18 protein-coding genes are annotated in these 17648 nt (G+C 73.8%); 9 read left to right on the top strand and 9 right to left on the bottom strand.

The annotated features are described in order from the left end of the window. Window positions 1-16 precede the first annotated feature (16 nt). Window positions 17-523: a hypothetical protein gene (locus IE94_RS0131895; protein ID WP_030191286.1), complete on the bottom strand. Its 507-nt coding sequence runs from the start codon at window positions 521-523 to the stop codon at window positions 17-19. 151 nt (window positions 524-674) lie between these two features. Here IE94_RS0131895 and IE94_RS0131890 point away from each other — a divergent pair, with 151 nt between their 5' ends. Continuing rightward, window positions 675-1643 (top strand): bifunctional GNAT family N-acetyltransferase/NUDIX hydrolase, encoded by a 969-nt coding sequence (locus IE94_RS0131890; RefSeq protein WP_030191284.1) that lies wholly within the window; start codon window positions 675-677, stop codon window positions 1641-1643. A 27-nt stretch (window positions 1644-1670) separates the two neighbouring features. Here the strand turns inward: IE94_RS0131890 and IE94_RS0131885 are convergent, their stop codons facing one another. Both IE94_RS0131885 and IE94_RS0131880 read right to left on the bottom strand, forming a co-directional pair. Then, window positions 1671-3098 carry a M1 family metallopeptidase gene (locus IE94_RS0131885; RefSeq protein ID WP_030191282.1) on the bottom strand — a complete coding sequence of 476 codons (1428 nt, stop codon included), beginning with the start codon at window positions 3096-3098 and terminating at the stop codon, window positions 1671-1673. 81 nt (window positions 3099-3179) lie between these two features. Continuing rightward, on the bottom strand, window positions 3180-3749 hold the full coding sequence (locus tag IE94_RS0131880) for a GlcG/HbpS family heme-binding protein (RefSeq protein WP_030191280.1): 570 nt from the start codon (window positions 3747-3749) through the stop codon (window positions 3180-3182). Window positions 3750-3998: 249 nt separating this feature from the next. On the opposite strand from IE94_RS0131880, the gene IE94_RS0131875 reads away from it, so the two are divergent. Both IE94_RS0131875 and IE94_RS0131870 read left to right on the top strand, forming a co-directional pair. Then, complete coding sequence (locus IE94_RS0131875) at window positions 3999-5252, top strand: sensor histidine kinase (protein WP_030191278.1); 1254 nt, start codon at window positions 3999-4001, stop codon at window positions 5250-5252. Beyond that, window positions 5249-5902: a response regulator gene (locus IE94_RS0131870; protein ID WP_030191276.1), complete on the top strand. Its 654-nt coding sequence runs from the start codon at window positions 5249-5251 to the stop codon at window positions 5900-5902. Before IE94_RS0131875 ends, IE94_RS0131870 begins: the two co-directional genes overlap by 4 nt. A 67-nt stretch (window positions 5903-5969) precedes the next feature. On the opposite strand, the gene IE94_RS0131865 is transcribed toward IE94_RS0131870, so the two are convergent. Beyond that, entirely contained in the window at window positions 5970-6545 is a 576-nt protein-coding gene (locus IE94_RS0131865; RefSeq protein WP_030191275.1) for a TerD family protein, read from the bottom strand. Between the two features lie 156 nt (window positions 6546-6701). Between IE94_RS0131865 and arfB the strand changes: the two genes are divergently transcribed. Beyond that, a complete protein-coding gene (arfB, locus tag IE94_RS0131860) occupies window positions 6702-7139 on the top strand; it encodes an alternative ribosome rescue aminoacyl-tRNA hydrolase ArfB (RefSeq protein WP_030191274.1) in 438 nt (145 codons plus the stop codon). Between the two features lie 15 nt (window positions 7140-7154). Here arfB and IE94_RS0131855 read toward each other — a convergent pair whose 3' ends face one another. Both IE94_RS0131855 and IE94_RS0131850 read right to left on the bottom strand, forming a co-directional pair. Continuing rightward, complete coding sequence (locus IE94_RS0131855) at window positions 7155-7625, bottom strand: GNAT family N-acetyltransferase (RefSeq protein WP_030191273.1); 471 nt, start codon at window positions 7623-7625, stop codon at window positions 7155-7157. 48 nt (window positions 7626-7673) lie between these two features. Next, on the bottom strand, window positions 7674-8282 hold the full coding sequence (locus tag IE94_RS0131850) for a flavin reductase family protein (protein WP_063829757.1): 609 nt from the start codon (window positions 8280-8282) through the stop codon (window positions 7674-7676). A 324-nt stretch (window positions 8283-8606) separates the two neighbouring features. On the opposite strand from IE94_RS0131850, the gene cdgB reads away from it, so the two are divergent. Both cdgB and IE94_RS0131840 read left to right on the top strand, forming a co-directional pair. Next, window positions 8607-10271, top strand: a complete 1665-nt coding sequence (gene cdgB, locus IE94_RS0131845; RefSeq protein ID WP_030191270.1) for a diguanylate cyclase CdgB — start codon at window positions 8607-8609, stop codon at window positions 10269-10271. 119 nt (window positions 10272-10390) lie between these two features. Then, on the top strand, window positions 10391-11365 hold the full coding sequence (locus IE94_RS0131840) for a CBM35 domain-containing protein (protein ID WP_030191269.1): 975 nt from the start codon (window positions 10391-10393) through the stop codon (window positions 11363-11365). Between the two features lie 33 nt (window positions 11366-11398). On the opposite strand, the gene IE94_RS0131835 is transcribed toward IE94_RS0131840, so the two are convergent. The 3 genes from IE94_RS0131835 to IE94_RS0131825 form a co-directional block, all read right to left on the bottom strand. Further along, window positions 11399-12331: a 1-phosphofructokinase family hexose kinase gene (locus tag IE94_RS0131835; protein WP_030191260.1), complete on the bottom strand. Its 933-nt coding sequence runs from the start codon at window positions 12329-12331 to the stop codon at window positions 11399-11401. A gap of 155 nt (window positions 12332-12486) precedes the next feature. Next, window positions 12487-13632 carry an N-acetylglucosamine-6-phosphate deacetylase gene (gene nagA, locus IE94_RS0131830; protein ID WP_030191258.1) on the bottom strand — a complete coding sequence of 382 codons (1146 nt, stop codon included), beginning with the start codon at window positions 13630-13632 and terminating at the stop codon, window positions 12487-12489. After that, window positions 13632-14633: an ROK family protein gene (locus tag IE94_RS0131825; protein WP_078606644.1), complete on the bottom strand. Its 1002-nt coding sequence runs from the start codon at window positions 14631-14633 to the stop codon at window positions 13632-13634. Before IE94_RS0131825 ends, nagA begins: the two co-directional genes overlap by 1 nt. A gap of 109 nt (window positions 14634-14742) precedes the next feature. Between IE94_RS0131825 and IE94_RS0131820 the strand changes: the two genes are divergently transcribed. The 3 genes from IE94_RS0131820 to otsB all read left to right on the top strand — a co-directional run bounded on the left by IE94_RS0131820 (window position 14743) and on the right by otsB (window position 17334). Then, on the top strand, window positions 14743-16008 hold the full coding sequence (locus tag IE94_RS0131820; protein WP_030191253.1) for an extracellular solute-binding protein: 1266 nt from the start codon (window positions 14743-14745) through the stop codon (window positions 16006-16008). 38 nt (window positions 16009-16046) lie between these two features. Then, window positions 16047-16280, top strand: a complete 234-nt coding sequence (locus IE94_RS0131815) for a DUF3263 domain-containing protein (RefSeq protein WP_030191250.1) — start codon at window positions 16047-16049, stop codon at window positions 16278-16280. A gap of 181 nt (window positions 16281-16461) precedes the next feature. Next, window positions 16462-17334 (top strand): trehalose-phosphatase, encoded by an 873-nt coding sequence (otsB, locus tag IE94_RS0131810; RefSeq protein ID WP_030191247.1) that lies wholly within the window; start codon window positions 16462-16464, stop codon window positions 17332-17334. Window positions 17335-17648: the final 314 nt, after the last annotated feature.

The raw sequence follows: 17648 nt of genomic DNA, 5'->3' as shown, positions 1-17648 counted from the left end.
AGTGACTCCCTGCTGTCTAGGCGGAGGGCATCCGCGGGAAGCGGGCCTGGAGGGACCAGACGGCCGGGTTGTCCGCCAGGTCCTCGTGCAGGTCGGTGAGGTCGGCGAGCAGGTCGTGGAGGAAGTCCCGGGCCTCGCGGCGCAGTTCGGTGTGGGAGAAGGACAGCGGGGGCTCGTCCGCCGGCAGCCACTCCGCCTCGATGTCGACCCAGCCGAAGCGGCGCTCGAAGAGCAGGCGGTCGGTGGACTCGGTGAAGTCCAGCTCCGCCCGCTGCGGCCGGGCGGCCCGGGAGCCCGCCGGGTCCCGGTCGATGTGCTCCACGATGTCGCACAGCGCCCAGGCGAAGTCGAGCACCGGCACCCATCCCCAGGCTGTGGACAACTCCCGGTCCGCCTTGGTGTCGGCGAGGTACACGTCCCCGCAGAACAGGTCGTGCCGCAGAGCGTGGACGTCCGCGCGCCGGTAGTCCGTCTGCGGCGGGTCCGGGAAGCGGGTGGAGAGGGCGTAGCCGATGTCGAGCACGCAGCAGATGGTGTCACGCCCCCGGGACCGCCCACGCGCCGCGGCCCCGTCACAGGGCGCCGGACGACGTCCGCCACCGCTTTGTCCTCGGCCTCCGCGGCCTGGACCGGACCCGGCGGCACGGGTCCGGCGGCACGGGTAGGTTGCCCCCGTGATCCTGACCCCGCTCCCGCTCACCCCCGACCACGACATCCCGGGCCCCGTGCTCACCGAACTCACCGCCCTCTACGCCTCCCACCGCGCCTTCCACGCGCTCAGCGGTGACTTCCCCGACCCGGACGACATCCGCCCGGAGCAGGTGGCCGCCGCCCTCGCCGGCGAACTGGCACGGCCCGGCGCCGAGGTGCTGCTCGCCAGGGACGCGGGCCGACTGGCCGGGATCGCGGTGACGCTCGCCCGGCACCCCGACCGGTCGGACCCGGACCCGTGGATCGGGCTGCTGATGGTGGACGCGGGTCTGGCCCGGCAGGGCCACGGCAGACGGCTCGTGTCCCTCGTAGAGGACCGGTTCCGCGCCGTGGGCCGCACCGCCGTACGGCTCGCCGTCCTCGACGGCAACACCGACGGGCTCGCCTTCTGGACCGCCCTCGGCTACTCGGTCCTGGACCACCGCCGGGACCTCGGCGCCGGACGTCCGTGCACGGTGCTGCGCAGGGAACTGGAGAGCGCCCTCCCGCGCACCCCGCGCCGCGCCGCCCGGGTCGCCGTGCTCGACCCCGAGGGGGCGGTCTTCCTCCTGCGCTACGACAACGTCGAGGTCGGCGTGCACTGGGCGATGCCCGGCGGCGGGCTGGAGGCGGACGAGAGCCCCCGCGAGGGCGCCCTGCGCGAGGTGCGCGAGGAGACCGGCTGGAGCGACCTGGAACCGGGCCCCCTGCTGTGCACCTGGGAACACGACTTCACCCACCTGGGCGTCGGCCCCGTCCGCCAGTACGAGCACATCTACGTCGCCCAGGGCCCCCGCCGCGAACCCACCGGCCCCGACCTCGCCGCCGCCCACGCCGCGGACGGCATCCTCACCTGGCGCTGGTGGAGCCGGGCCGAACTCGCCGCGGCGACCGAGCCGCTCTGGCCGCCGGACCTGGCCCTGCTGCTCGAAACCCTCCAGGGCGAGGGATGAGGCGGCGGCGGCGGCGGAGCGGGCGGCTCACGGGGAGTCCGGCCGGCCGTCCCCGCGCAGCCAGTCCGCCCAGATCTCCGTGAAGTCCTCGTCCGGCGCCGACTTCTCCACGTACGCCGTGAAGTCCCCGGTGTCCGCGTTGCCGTGGCGGTGGGCGGCGGCCCAGCCGTGCAGCAGGTCCCAGAAGGCGTCGTCGCCGACCGTCTGGCGGATCTTGTGCAGGACCATCGCGCCCCGCTGGTAGACGGGGCTCTCGGAGATGTGCGCCGCGTCGGGCGGATCCGCGGGCGGGAACGCCCACACCGAGTCGTTCGCGTCCTCGTCCTCGTAGTACGTCCCGTCGTAGAGCGCCTCGAAGCTCTCCTGGGCGGTGTCGCCGCCGTGGTCCTCCTCCCACAGCCACTCCGCGTAGGTGGCGAAGCCCTCGTTGAGCCACATGTCCCGCCAGGTCTTCGGGCTCACGGAGTTCCCGTACCACTGGTGGGCGAGTTCGTGGACGAGCAGGACGGTGTCCGGGGCGCCGGGGAAGTAGGGACGGTTCTGGGTCTCCAGGGCGTACCCGGCGTCCTCGTCGCGGTCGACGATCGCGCCGGTGGAGGAGAACGGGTAGGGGCCGAAGTTCTCCTGCGCCCAGTCCATGATCTCGGGGATCCGCTTCAGGACCTTGCGGCTCGCGTCGGCCTGGGTCGGGTCGACGGCCGTGTACACCGGCAGGCCGTCGTCCGTGGTGGAGCGGGCGGTCTCCCACGCGCCGACGGCGACGGTGACGACGTGGCTCGCCATCGGCTCGGCGGTGTGCCAGGTGAAGGTCGTACGGCCGTTGCGGGTCCGCTCCTCGCGCAACTCGCCGTTGGAGACCACCCCGAGGCCCTTCGGCACGGTCATCGAGAGGTCGTACGTCGCCTTGTCCGAGGGGTGGTGGCTGCCGGGGAACCAGGCCATCGAGCCCGTCGGCTCACCCAGCCCGACCGCGCCGTCGGCGGTGGGCAGCCAGCCCTCCTCGGACTCGTCGGGGTCGGTGATCGTCTCCGGCTCGCCCGAGTACCGGACGGTCACCCGGAACGTCTCCCCTTCGTCGAGCTCCCCGGCCGGACGGACGGTCAGTTCCTGCCCGGCCCGGTTGAAGCGGGCGGGCCGGCCCTCGACCGTGACCTCCTCGACGTCCAGGCCCTTGAGGTCGAGGTCGAAGGCGGACAGGTCCCGGGTCGCGCGGGCGGTGATCGTCGCGGTGCCGCTGAGATGCCCGGCCTCGGCCTCGGCCTCGGTGCCGGGGTCGTAGTCCAGGGCCAGGTCGTAGTGGCCGATGTCGTAGCCGCCGTTGCCCGCCTTGGGGAAGTACGGATCGCGCACGCCCGAACCGCCCGGGGTGCCGTCGACCGCGCCGCCGCCACTGCACGCCGCGAGGGCGAGGACGGTGGCGGCGGCCGCGAGCAGACGGGGGGTGGGGGTGCGCACGACGTGATCCTATGGGGCGTTTCACGTGAAACGCCCGTGGGGGCGGCCTCTTGGGACCGGCTGAGAGCCGTCGGCCCCGGATCAGTTCAGCGTCGCCGCACCGGCCTGGGCGAACTTCTCGTCGAGGGTGCCGGACGGCGCACCCGCGACACCGATACCGGCGATCGGCGCCTTGCCCGCGGTGACCGGGACACCGCCGCCGAGGAACAGCGTGCCCGGGATGTCCTTCAGGTTCGGGGCGTTCTCCAGACGGCCCTCCAGCTCGCTGGTCGGAGCGTTCCAGGAGACGGCCGTGTACGCCTTCCGCTCCGCCGACTCGTAGGACTGCGGACCGGCGCCGTCACCGCGCAGGGTGAGGATCGTGTTGCCGTTGCGGTCGACGACCGCGACCGTGACCCGCTGGCCCTCCTTCTCGGCGGCCTTCAGCGCGGCCTGCGCGGCCTTGGTGGCGGCGTCGATCGTCAGGTGCGTGGAGGTGGTGGTGTCGCGCTTGCCGGCCGCGGCGGCGGGAGCGGCGGACACCGCGGAGTCCTGGGCGGCCTCGGGCGCGGAGGCGTTCGCCGCCACCGTGCCGAAGGTGCCGGCGGCGACGGCGGCGAGCACGGCACCGCCGGTGGCGACGCGGGCACGACGGGAGAGGGTCTTCTTCATGATGGTCTGCTCCTCCGGGTGGGACGGTCGGTTCGTGCTCTCCACTCTCCGGCCCGCACCGGGGGCGCGCGGTCGCCGTTCCGGCTGCTCGTGGGCGACGGAACGGGCGACGGCCGGGTCGTCCGATCGGTTGACCCACCAGACGTCCGAAGAGGGCACCATGGGAGTGTTCGCGCAGCTCAGCGGTCTTCTGCGGCACGTTGGAGAGCAGCGCGGCAGGAGAGACGGGCGGAAGGAGGCGGGTGACGGATGCCGAAGCCGTACGACCACCCGGACACCCGGTGGCTCGGAGCCGTCATGCACGTGGCGTTCTTCCTGCTGCTCGGCGGTGCCCTGGCCCGCTTCCTGCTGCGCCATCCCGGGGAGCCCCGCACCCCGTGGGTCCTCGCCCTGTCCCTCGCCCTCGCCGTGCTGCACCTGCTCGGCCCCGTCCTGAGCGGGCCCGCTCCCGCCGCTCCCGCCGTCCCGCCCGCCCGGCGGCGCCTGGCCTGGCTGGGGCCGGTCGTCGTGGTGTGGATGGTGCTGGTCGTGCTGGCGCCCAGCTTCGCCTGGTGCGCGGTGCCCCTCTTCTACACCGGCCTGCGCACCCTGCCCGCCCGGGCGGCGCTCGTCCTGGTCACCGTCCTGACGGTGTTCGTCGTGGCCGCGCAGCTGCGGCTCGCGGGGGGCTTCGACCCGAACCTGCTGCTCGCCCCGCCGGCCGTCGCCGCCATCGCCGCGGCCGTGTTCCTGCACACCGAACGGCAGGCCGCCCGGCAGCGCGCCCTGATCGACGACCTGATCCGCACCCGCCGCGAACTCGCCGCCTCCGAACGCCGCGAGGGCACCCTCGCCGAGCGCCAGCGGCTCTCCATGGAGATCCACGACAGCCTCGCCCAGGGCCTGTCCAGCCAGCGGATGCTGCTCCAGGCCGCCGAGCGCGTCTGGGAGTCCGACCCGGGCAAGGCCCGCGCCCACGTCCGGCGCGCCGCCTCCGTCGCCGAGCACAACCTGGCCGAGGCCCGCCGCTTCGTCCACGACCTGGCCCCGGCCGACCTCGCCCGCGGCGGCGGCCTGGAGGCGGCGCTGCGGGCCCTGGCCGCGCGGGAGTCCGACGACCACCTCACCGTCCGCGTCCACGTCGAGGACGGCACCCGCGTCCCGCCGCTGCCCGGCCGCGTCCAGTCGGCCCTGCTGCGCGTCGCCCAGGGCGCGCTGGCCAACGTCCGGGAGCACGCGGGCGCGTCCACCGCCGCGCTCAGCCTCACCCTCCTCGACGACGAGGTCGTCCTGGACGTCACCGACGACGGGCACGGCTTCGACCCGGCCGAGCGCTCCGACGCCCCCGCCGGGATGCGCGGACACGGACTGCCCGCCATGCACGCCCGGTTGCGCCAGCTGGGCGGCACCCTGACCGTCGAGTCCGCGCCCGGCGAGGGCACCGCCCTGTCCGCCGCCGTGCCCCTGGACCCGCCCCGAACCGACCCGGCAGATCCGGCCGACCCGCAGGAGGCACCCCGATGACCGACCCGGCAGACGGCGGGCCCGCCCCCGTGCGCATCCTGGTCTGCGACGACCACGTCGTCGTACGTGCCGGTCTGCTCGCCCTGCTCGACAGCGCCCCCGGCATCGAGGTGGTCGGCGAGGCGGGCACCGGCGAGGAGGCGCTCGCGCTCGCCGCGCGGCTGGCGCCGGACGTCGTCCTGATGGACCTTCAGCTCGGCGCGGGCATCGACGGCGTGGAGACCACCCGCCGCCTCACCGCGGGCACCGGCCGCGCGCCGTACGTGCTCGTGCTGACCACGTACGACACCGACGCCGACATCACCCGCGCCATCGAGGCCGGCGCGACCGGCTACCTGCTGAAGGCGGAACGCCCCGAGGAGCTGTTCGCCGCCATCCACGCCGCCGCCCAGGGCCGTACGGCGCTGTCCGGGCCGGTCGCGGGCCGGGTCATGGCCAACCTCCGCAAGCCGCGCCCCGCCCTCACCAACCGCGAGCGCGACATCCTGGCCCAGCTCGCCACCGGTCTCGGCAACCGGGAGATCGCCCGCGCCCTGTTCATCAGCGAGGCCACCGTGAAGACGCATCTGCGGCGCATCTACGACAAGCTCGGCGTCGACACCCGCGCGGGCGCGGTCGCGGTGGCCAAGGAGCAGCGGCTGCTGCCGTGAGGGACGCGGAAGGCCCCCCGGCCGGACGTCCGGGGGGCCTTCGTACGGAACGAACGGGTGGTGAACGTCAGACGTTCACGCCGAAGTCCTGGGCGATGCCCACCAGGCCCGAGGCGTAACCCTGGCCGACGGCGCGGAACTTCCACTCGGCGCCGTTGCGGTACAGCTCGCCGAAGACCATGGCGGTCTCGGTGGCCGCGTCCTCGGACAGGTCGTAGCGGGCGATCTCGGCGCCGCCGGCCTGGTTGACGATGCGGATGTAGGCGTTGCGCACCTGGCCGAAGTTCTGCGAGCGGTTCTCCGCGTCGTAGATCGAGACCGGGAAGACGATCTTGTCGATGTCGGCCGGCAGGCCGGCCAGGTTGACGTTGATCGCCTCGTCGTCGCCGGCGCCCTCGCCGGTGCGGTTGTCACCGGTGTGGACGATCGTGTTGTCCGGCGTCTGCTTGTTGTTGAAGAAGACGAAGTGGGCGTCGGAGTAGACCTTGCCCTGCGTGTTGACCGCGATCGCGGAGGCGTCGAGGTCGAAGTCGGTACCGGTGGTGGTGCGGACGTCCCAGCCGAGCCCCACGGTGACTTCGGTCAGGCCCGGAGCCTCCTTGGTGAGCGAGACGTTGCCACCCTTGGACAGGCTTACAGCCATTGTTGGGAGTCCCTTCCCTCGTTTACGTACGGCAAGAAAGCTACAGCTACCACCATGAACGTCTAGAGGGGTCCGCAAGGTTCCGCCTCGCTTTACTTTCTTTACCGAGTGCGGAGCCAGGATATTGGGGTGACGCGAGCCGTTCGGGAAGGGAACATGGACGGCATGTCCGGTCCCCATGTCATCCGCGGCTCCGTCTGTCTGCCCGAGGCCGAGCTGGTCTGGCGCTTCTCCCGTTCCTCGGGGCCCGGCGGTGCGAACGTGAACGCCGTCGACACCCAGGTCGACCTGCGCTTCGACCTCGCCCGCACCGAGGCCCTGCCCGAGGTGTGGAAGCAGCGGGCGCTGGAGCGGCTGTCCGGTCGGCTGATCGACGGCGTCATCTCCGTCCGCGCCTCCGAGCACCGCTCCCAGTGGCGCAACCGCGAGACCGCCGCCGTCCGCCTCGCCGCCCTCCTCGCCGAGGCCACCGCGCCCCCGCCCCGGCCCCGCAGGCCGACCCGCATCCCGCGCGGCATCAACGAACGGCGGCTGCGGGAGAAGAAGCAGCACTCGCAGACCAAGCGGGCCCGCTCCGCGCGGGACTGGGACTGACCGGGAGGGTCCTTGTCAGTCCAGCTCCAGCACGCCGACCGTTTCCGCCCCGGCCTTCTCCCCGTTCGGGCGGAAGCCGAGTGCCAGGTAGAAGTTCTCGGGACCGTGCTCGCCGGGACGCCAGGTGACGAAGCACTCCGTGCCGCCGCGGCGCCGGACCTCGGCGGCCACCGACGCCACGGCGAAGCGGCCGTACCCCCGGCCCTGCTCCTCGGCGGCGATGTTCAGCCGCCACAGGCCGGAGCGCAGGGCGCTGCCGTCGTCGTACCAGTCGACGCCGAAGAAGCCCATGAGGAAGCCGACGGGGCGGTCGCCGTCGACGATCAGCCGGGGCCAGGCCTTCTCGGGGTGGACGTAGGCCTCGGCGAGGGACTTCACCACCGGGGAGACGGCGAACTCCTGCTCCGGGCGCACCCGTAGGGCGAGGGCGGCCTCGATGTTCGCGGGGGTGATCTTCTCCAGGCGGGGCGTGCTGCCGGTCGTCATGCGCGCACCCTAGGCAGGTGCCCGCCCGCCGGACGAGCGGATCACCGCTCAGCCCAGCTGCCGGTACCGGCCCCGGAAGTACGTCAGCGGGCCCCCGTCCGCGCTGGGCAGCGCGGCGGTCAGGACCCGTCCGATCACCAGGGTGTGGTCGCCGGCCGGCACCCGCTGCTCGGTGCGGCACTCCAGGGTCGCCAGGGCCCCGCCCGCCAGGGGCGCACCGGTCGCCTCGCCCCGCACGTACGGGATGTCCGCGAACAGGAGGCGGTCGCTGACGCGGCCCTTCATCGCGAAGCGCCCCGCGATGTGCCGCTGGCTCTCGGTGAGGACGGAGACCGCCCACAGGGGCTGCTCGGCCAGCAGGTCGTCCATGCGGGAGCCCTCGCGCAGACCGACCAGGACCAGCGGCGGGTCCAGGGACACCGACATGAAGGCGGTGGCCGTCATCCCGACGTCCTCGCCGCCCGGCGCCAGCGGGTCGTCGGGATCCAGCGGCGGCTCCTGCGCGGTCACCAGGACCACGCCCGAGGCCAGCCGGGACATGGCGGCACGGAACTCCTCGTTGCTCACCCCCTCAGCATGCCCGGAGGCGGGCGTGGGCAACGGGGACGCGGGGGTCGCGGAAGACCCGGGATACGTGAGAGACGGAGTGTTCGGCACCCCGCCACGCTAATCTCCGGGGCGTGGGCGGGGCATCGGGCCCCGGTCCCAACCGGGACCTAGGACCACGGGAGGAGACGCGCGCATACCGACGGACTTCGCGTTCGGTAAACGCACAGGGAACCCCGGCGGAAAACCCGGAATCCCCACTCAATTGTTCACGTTTCGCTGTGACTTGAGTCACAAGGAGCGGTAATTGTTGACCCTGTGTACCGAGTGGGGAGCGCGCTGTGATTCAGTGGCGGGGAACCTGCAAGGGCACCATCAGTAAAGGCGCCGAAGAGAACCCTTGATTCACTGCGAGGTCTCGGGGGGAGGGCGAGCATGGAGACCGACTCGGAGCCCTATGTCCGCCTGGCGTCCCTGAGGCAACTGCACCAGGCCATGGCCGACATGAACAAGGCGCGCAGCCTGGCCGACACCCTCCAGGCCGTCGCCGACGGCGTCGTCCAGGCCCTCAACTACGAGCTGGCGTGCGTCAACCTGGTCGGTCCCGACGGTGATCTCGTCGTCGCCGCCCTCGCGGGCAACCCGGCCGCCGAGGCGCTCATCACCGGCCGCTCGGGCTCCCGCGAGTCCTGGGACCGGCGCCTGAACATGGGCGAGCAGTGGGGCGACCTGATCTTCATACCCCACACCGAGGGCTGGGTCCTCGACGACGACGACGTCCCGCAGTGGTACACCGACGGGCCCGCGCCCCGCTTCGAGGACGAGTGGCACCCCTCGGACCGGCTCTTCGCCCCGATGTACGCGCCGGGCCCGCAGGGCGCGGGCAACAGCGGCGAGCTGATCGGCGTCCTGTCCGTGGACCGCCCGCGCAACGGCCGCCGCCCCGGCGCCTGGGGCCGCGAGGCTTTGCAGATGTACGCCTTCCAGGCCGCCATCGCGATCAGCAACGCCCGGCTCCGCTCCAACATGCAGCGCGCCCTGGTCCGCCTGGAGCGCGACCAGCAGGCGCTGCGGGCCAGCGAGGAGAGCTTCCGCCAGGCCTTCGAGTACGCCCCCTCCGGGATGGCCATCGCCGAGATGGGCGGCGACCAGCACGGCCGCATCCTGCGCACCAACGACGCGCTGTGCCGCCTGCTGGGCCGCCGCGCCTCCGCGATGCGCCGCTACGCCTTCTCCGACCTGGTGCACCCCGAGGACCTCGGCACCCTGCTGCGCACCTCCGCCGAGGGCGGCCGGGCCGAGCTGCGCCTGGGCCGCCGCGACGGCACCTACGTCTGGGTCTCGCTGCGCAACAGCGTCGTCGCCGACGCCGCCGACGGGCCGCGCTTCCTGCTCACCCACGTCGAGGACATAGAGGAGCGCAAGCGCCGCGAGCTCCAGCTCGCCCACCGCGCCTCCCACGACTCGCTCACCGGCCTGCCGAACAGCGCCGAGCTGCGCTCCCGCCTCGCCGCCCGGCTGTGCCAGCGCCCGCAGTCCTCGCACACGGCGGTGGCCGACGCCATGGACGCCGCCTACGGGCACTCCGCCGTGTTCGACTCCGGCGGCCACACCTTCGACTTCTCCGCCGCCGCCGAGCCGTACGGCGCCTTCGACCACCACGTGCACGCCGTGGCCCCCGAGGACGGGCGCGACGACGGCACCAAGGGGCTCGCGGTCCTCTTCTGCGACCTGGACGGCTTCAAGTCGATCAACGACCGGTTCGGGCACAACGCGGGCGACGCCGTGCTGATCGAGGTCGCCCGGCGGCTCAGCGGCGGCGTCCGCGACGGCGACACGGTGGCCCGGCTCGGCGGCGACGAGTTCGTGATCCTCGCCAACGGCCTCGGTCGGGCCGACGCCGAGGACCTCGCCGTACGGCTGCGGGGCGAGATCATCCAGCCGATCCGGGCCGAGGGACGGGCCGTCCGCGTGGGCGCCAGTTTCGGCATCGGCTGGGCCCACTGCGGCATGACGGCGGACGAAGTCCTGAAGTCGGCTGACGAACGGATGTACGTCGAGAAACGATCTCGTCCCAAACAGCACCGCCGGGCCGGATGATCAGCAGGTCAGCGCGTTGATGCGGTCCGAGTCACCCGTTTGGGTCAGCCGGAACGGGTAGGCTCGCCCTCTCACACCCGTACCGCACCACGCACCGCATCTGGTTAGGAGACCTAGGGATGACGCCCGGCAACAACGGCGCGAGCACGCCCGAGGACGACGACCCCTTCGGCTACCTCTACGCCGACGGGCAGGCCAACGGGGCCCAGCCGCCGTCCGGTGGCTACGGCTACCCGAACTCGGTCAACCGGGTGCGTCCCGTCGGCACACGGCAGTACGGCGCACCGCAGGGCCAGGGCGCCCCCACCGCCGCCTACGGTCAGGCCGCCCCGCCCCAGCAGGGCGCCTACGGTCAGCCGCAGGGGGCGTACGGGCAGCCGAACGCGCACTACGCCGCGCCGGAGACCTTCCCCGGCGGCGGCGGTCCCGGGAGCCCGCAGCAGCCGTCGGGGCACGGCGGGGGCGGCGGACGCCGCGGCCCGAACACCAAGGGCCTGCTGATCGGCGCGGTGGCGGTCGTCGCCGCGGTGGTCATCGGCATCGCCGTGGCCATGACGAGCAGCGGCTCCGACGACGACAAGGGCGGCAACGAGGCGGGCGGCGACCCGACCCTGAGCCAGTCCCAGAGCTCCGAGCCCAGCCCGTCCGCGAGCGAGGGCGCCGAGGAGGAGGCCGAGCTGCCCGCGACCGACGCGAAGGCCCTGCGGCTGTCACCGGGCATGGGGACCGCCTCGGACGTCGAGGGCGCGGAGTCGGACGGCGGCGTCTACGTCACGGGCTTCAACCAGGTCGGCGCGAAGGTCACCTGGACCGTCGACGGCGTCGAGAAGGCCGGCGGCTACCGGCTGAACGTGCGCTACGGCATTCCGGGCAAGGACGCCGACGCCACCCTGGTCATCAACGGCAAGGCCTCCTCCCGCCCGCTGAACATGAAGAACTTCGGCGGCACGCCCGAGGGCGACTGGGAAAAGGGCTGGCAGACCACCTGGGCCAACGTCAACCTGACCAAGGGCACCAACACCATCGAGCTGGCGTGCAACGAGGGCAACAAGTGCGACTTCGTCCTCGACAAGCTCTCGCTCCAGTCCGATTGACCGGCCGGCCCGGGTGACGCACCCGGCCCGCACTCAGGCCGCGCCCGCCTCCGCCGTCACCGCGACCCCGCGTCCGAGCAGCTCCTCGTACGCCGCCCGGTCGAACTCGCCCGCCACCGGCGCCAGTACCGTCGCCGCCGACAGGGCGACCGCGCGGGCCAGCCTCTCCGGCCAGGGCAGGTGCTCCACCAGACCGGAGAGCAGGCCGGCGACCGCGGAGTCGCCCGCGCCGGTCGGGTTGCCGCGGACGTGGGTCGGCGGGGCGGCGCGCCAGCGGCCCTCCGGGGTCACCGCGAGCAGCCCCTCGGCGCCCAGCGAGGCGACCACCGAGCGGGCACCCCGGCGCCGGGCGGCCTGCGCGGCCCGCTGCGGCTCGTGCGAGCCGGTCAGCTCGGCCAGTTCGTCGGCGTTCGGCTTGATCAGGTCCGGGCGGGCGGCCAGCCCCCGCCGCAGCGGCTCCCCGCTGGTGTCGAGCAGCACCGGCACGCCCGCGGCGCGCGCGGCCCGCACCAGCCCGGCGTAGGCGCCCACCGGGACGCCCGGCGGCAGGCTGCCGCACAGGGCCACCGCGGCGGCGCCGGTCAGCAGGTCCTCGTAGACCTCCTGGAAGGCGTTCCACTCGGTGGGCGCGACGGCCGGGCCCGGCTCGTTGAGCTGGGTGGTGTCGCCGGTGCGCTCGTCGACGACGGCGATGGTGCGCCGCGTCGCCCCCGCGACCGGCACGAGCGCGTCCCGCACCCCGCGCACGCCGGTCAGGCCCTCGCGCACGACGCCCCCGGTGGTGCCGCCCGCGAAGCCGGTGACCGTCACCTGGTGCCCGAGGGCCGCCAGCACCCGGGCCACGTTCAGCCCCTTGCCGCCGGGCCGTTCGGTCACCTCGGTCACCCGGTGCGAGGCGTGCGGCCTGAGGCCAGGGACGCGGTAGGTGATGTCGAGCGCGGTGTTGAGAGTGACGGTGAGGATCACCGTGCCGACCTCCCCCGATCGTGTGCGGCTGCTGTGCCCGCGGAGCGGTGCCCCGCGACACGATCATGCCAAACGGGCGCCGGTCGGCCCAGCCCCCGGGGACGGCCCGTCACCGGCCGGCCCGGCGGCGGACCGGCGCCGGAGCGGGGGACGGATCAGCCCAGTCGGGGATCGACCACCCATGCGCCCCGGCGCATCACGCCCACCAGGTCGAAGGCGTCGTCCAGGACCACCAGGTCGGCGTCCTTGCCGGGCTCCAGGGAGCCGATCCGGTCGTCCAGGCCGAGCAGCCGCGCCGGGTTGGCCGAGATCGCGGCGACGACGTCCCCGACGGGCAGCCGGTCCACCGTCACCGCCCGCTTGAAGGCGCGGTCCAGGGTGAGCGTGGAGCCCGCGATCGAGCCGCCCTCCACCAGCCGGGCCACGCCGTCCGCGACCTCGACCTCCATCGGGCCGAGCAGATAGCGGCCGTCGCCGAAGCCGGCCGCGTCCATCGCGTCGGTGATGAAGGCGACCCGGGCGGCCCCCGCGTGGTGGAAGGCCAGCTGGAGCGCGGCCGGGTGCAGGTGCGTGCCGTCGTTGATCAGCTCGACGGTGATCCGCTCGTCCTCCAGCAGTGCCGTGATCGGGCCCGGGGCGCGGTGACCGACCGGCGGCATCGCGTTGAACAGGTGCGTGGCGACGGTGGCGCCCGCGTCGATGGCCTGCACGGTCTGCTCGTACGTCGCGTCGGTGTGCCCGACGGCCGCGATCACGCCGTGCTCGACGAGCAGCCGTACGGAGTCCAGGCCGCCGGGCAGCTCGGTCGCCAGCGTCATCATCTTCGCGTGGCCGTGCGCGGCGTCGACCAGCTTGCGCACCTCGGCCGGGTCCGGGGCGCGCAGCAGCTGCTCGTCGTGCGCTCCCTTGCGGCACGGGGAGATGAACGGCCCCTCGAAGTGGATGCCGGCGATGTCGCCCTGCTGGGCCAGCTCGGCGAGCATCCCGGCGTGCCGGGCGAGGAAGTCCAGGTCACCGGTGACGGCGGAGGCGACCACCGTGGTGGTGCCGTGCCTGCGGTGGGTCTCGACGCCGCCCAGGATCTCCTCGGCGGTGCCGCCGGCGAAGGAGGCGCCGCCGCCCCCGTGGTTGTGGAGGTCGACGAAGCCGGGGACCACCCAGTGGCCCGACAGGTCGACGACCTCGGCCTGCGGGGGAGCCGTGTCCGCGATCCGCGCGCCGTCGACGACGACGCGGCCGTTGTCCACGGTCCCGGTGGGCAGTACCACCCGGGCACCGGCGAGAACCTTGCTTGGGGCCATCAGGTGGTTACCTCCGGGGGAGTCGCGGCCGTGGCGGCCGGGGAAGCTGTAGGGGCCGGGGAAGCCGGGGCGGTCGAAACGGCGGTGTCGAGCAGGTCCCAGGCCATCAGCCCGGCACCCAGGCAACCGGCGGTGTCCCCGAGTGCGGCGGGGACGATCTCCGGCAGTCTCTGGAAGGTGACGCGCCGCCGGACGGCGTCCCGCAGCGGTGAGAACAAGGTTTCCCCCGCCTCGGCGAGGCCGCCACCGATGATCAGGACCCGTGGGTCCAGCAGGGTGAGCGCGGTGACCAGCCCGTCGGCGAGCGCGTCCACGGCGTCCCGCCACACGGCGAGCGCGCGGGCGTCCCCGGACTCGACGGCCTTGGCGCAGTCGGCGGCGTCCGCCTCCGGGTCGCCCGAGGCCCGGGCCCACGCCTGGCCGACCGCCGACGCGGACGCGAACCGCTCCAGACAGCCACGCTGTCCGCACGGGCAGGCGAGGCCGCCGGGGCGTACGACGACGTGGCCGATCTCGCCCGCGAAGCCGTGGGCGCCCGCCTCGACCCGGCCGTCGATGCCGATGGCGCCCGCGATCCCGGTGCCCAGCGGCACGAACAGGAACCGGTCGGCGCCCCGCCCGGCACCGATCCGGCCCTCGGCGAGCCCTCCAGTGCGCACGTCGTGGCCGAGGGCGACCGGAACGGAGCCGAGCCGTTCGGCGAGCAGCGTCCGCAGCGGTACGTCGTGCCAGCCGAGGTTGGCCGCGTACACGGCGACGCCCCGCTCGGCGTCGACGATGCCGGGGACGGCGACACCGGCGGCGCGGGCCGGCTCGCCGAACCGGTCGGCGCCGTAGGCCCGCAGCTCGGCGGCGAAGTCCAGGATGCCCGCGACGACCGCCTCGGGTCCCCGCTCGCGGCCGGTGGCCCGGCGCGCCTGGTGCAGCAGCTCGCCCCCAGGTCCCGCCAGGGCGGCCTTCATCCCGGTGCCGCCCACATCGAGGGCGATGACATGTCTCACGGGGGACAGTGTGGCCCGTACACCCGGGAGAGGTCTAGTCCACTGCGGTGGTGTAGACCTTAATCCGGTAAGCGAACACGCGAACGGTCGGTCAGGGTTGGGGAACAGGGTGCAGCGGCGTAGGACTGGAACGATCGCGGTGGTGTCCGCACTGGGCATGACGGCGGTCCTCGGCGGCTGCGGGCTGACCGGCGACTCCGACGGGGTGACCCTGAAGCTCGTCGCCGCGGACTACGGCGACGGCAAGGACAACAGCTCCCAGAAGTACTGGGACGAGCTGGTCGAGTCCTACGAGGCCCAGAACCCGGACGTGCGGGTGGACGTCACCGTCTACTCCTGGAACGACGTCGACCGCAAGGTCCGCGAGCTGGTCGACGCGGGCGAGGCGCCCGACATGGCGCAGATCGGCGCCTACTCCGACTACGCGGACGAGGACCTGCTCTACCGGGCCGACGACGTGCTCTCCATCCCCGCCCAGGCCGACTTCGTCCCCCAGCTGGCCGCCGCGGGCCAGGTCAACGGCGTGCAGTACGGCCTGCCCTTCGCGGCCTCCACCCGCGTGCTCTTCTACAACAAGACCCTCTTCGACCGGGCCGGCGTCCGGCCGCCCAAGTCCTGGGACGACCTCGCCGAGGCCGCCGAGGCGCTCAAGGAGAAGGGCGTGAAGTACCCGTACGCCCTGCCGCTGGGCGCCGAGGAGGCGCAGGCCGAGACGATGCAGTGGATGCTCAGCGGCGGGGGCGGCTACACCGACGACGTCGGCACCTACGCGGTCGACTCCCCGCAGAACGCCACCACGTTCACCTGGCTGCGGGACGAACTGGTCGGCAAGGGTCTCACCGGACCCGTCGCCCCCGGCAGGCTCGACCGGGCCGACGCCTTCGCCGCGTTCGCGGCCGGGGACGTGGGCATGCTCAACGGGCACCCCTCGCTGATGAGGACGGCGTCCGACAAGGGCGTGAAGTACGGCATGGTGACCACCCCGGGCGTCGACGGCGAGAGCAAGAACACCCTCGGCGTCTCCGACTGGATGACGGCCTTCAAGAAGAACGGCCACCAGAAGGAGGTCGGCGACTTCCTCGACTTCGTCTACAGCGAGGAGAACGTCCTCGACTTCTCCCGCGAGTACAACCTGCTGCCGGTGACCACGTCGGCCTCCCGGACCATGAGCGCCGCGCCCGAGGACGAGAACCTCAAGCCGTTCCTGGACGAGCTGCTGCTCTCCGAGCTGTACCCGGTGGGCAAGACGTCCTGGGCCGAGGTCAGCGCGGACGTCAAGAAGCACATCGGCGAGGCGGTCGCCCCCGGCCGCGACCCCAAGGAGGTCCTCGGCCGGATCCAGGCGACGGCGATGCGGGCGGGCAGCGCGGAGTAGCGGCCGCGTTGTCGGTGGCGGGCGTTACGGTGCCGTACATGGACCTGGGAGAGCTGGCCGAGCGGGAGCGCCGCATCCTCGCGCTGGAGCGCCGTGGCTTCCTGGGCCCCGGCGCCAAGGAGCGCGCCGTCCGCGAGGAGCTGGGCCTGGCCCCCGTCCGCTACTACCAGCTCCTCAACGCCCTCCTCGACGACCCCCGCGCCCTGGCCGCCGACCCGGTCACGATCAACCGCCTGCGCCGCGTACGGGACTCCCGCCGCGCGGAGCGCTGAGCCCACCGACACGGCCCGGGCCTCCGGCGCGGGTGCGCGGGGCACCGGGTCCGCTGCCCCGGCCGGCCGCCGTGCCGGACGTGCGCGACTGTGCCGGTGGCGCGGGTGCGGGGGGAGGGGTCGTTGCGGCGCGGGTCGTGGGACAGGCGTGTGCCCGGGTCCGGCGGGATAGGTTCGCGGTATGGGCAGCCACCAGGACCTCACCCGAGACGACTCCCCACACCCCCTGCCGACGCCCGCGACGGCGGTCGGACGCGAAGGGCTGGACGCCCTCCTCGCGCACCCCGCTCGCGCGGTGGTCGCGCTCGACTTCGACGGCACGCTCGCCCCGATCGTGCCCGACCCCGACCGGGCCCGCGCCCACCCGGAAGCCGTACCGGCGCTCGCGGCCCTGGCCCCGAAGGTCGCCTCGATCGCCGTGATCACCGGCCGCCCGGCCGAGGTCGCCGTGCGCCACGGAGGCTTCGCGGACGTCCCCGGCCTCGACCGGCTCGTCGTCCTCGGCCACTACGGCGCCGAACGCTGGGACGCCGCCACCGGCACCCTCACCACACCCGAACCGCACCCCGGCGTCGCCGCCGTCCGGGCCGAGCTGCCCGGCCTGCTGGAGCGGTCCGGGACGGCGGCGCGGGGGACCTGGACGGAGGACAAGGGACACGCGGTCGCCGTCCACACCCGCCGCGCCTCCGACCCGCAGGCCGCCTTCGACGCCCTGCGCGCCCCCCTCGCCGACCTGGCCTTTCGGCACGGCCTCATCGTCGAACCGGGCCGGATGGTGCTGGAACTGCGCCCGCCCGGCATGGACAAGGGCGCCGCCCTGCGCTCCCACGTCCACTCCCTCGACGCCGGTTGCGTCCTCTTCGCCGGGGACGACCTCGGCGACCTCCCGGCCTACGCGGCCGTCGACACCCTCCGCGCCGAGGGCATCCCGGGGCTCCTGGTGTGCAGCGGCAGCGACGAGGTGGCGGAACTGCGCAGGCGCGCGGACGTCGAGGTGCCCGGCCCGGCCGGGGTGGTGGCCCTCCTGGCGGCTCTGGCGCACCGGCTGGCCTGAGACAACGTCACGGACGGTTCCCCCGCGTGTCACAGGCGTGTCCTGACGCCGCGGGCGGGGGAACCCGGTCCTCCGCCCGCACGGTCTTGGGAGGCGCAACGCCTGCCCCAGTGAGGCCCGGAACCGTGGAGGAACACGTCATGTCCGCTCGGAAGACCCCGATGCTCGCCCTCGCCGCCCTGGCCCTCGGCCTGACCCTGACCGCCTGCGGCAACAGCGGCACGGGCGGCACCGGCGACGCCGCCGCCCCCGCCATCCCCGCCACCGCGACGAGCGCCGCACAGTCCCCCACCCCCACCCCCACCGCCACTCCC

Source organism: Streptomyces violaceorubidus (assembly GCF_000717995.1).
GTDB lineage: Bacteria > Actinomycetota > Actinomycetes > Streptomycetales > Streptomycetaceae > Streptomyces > Streptomyces violaceorubidus.
This window is presented reverse-complemented; position numbering and strand designations above follow the sequence as displayed.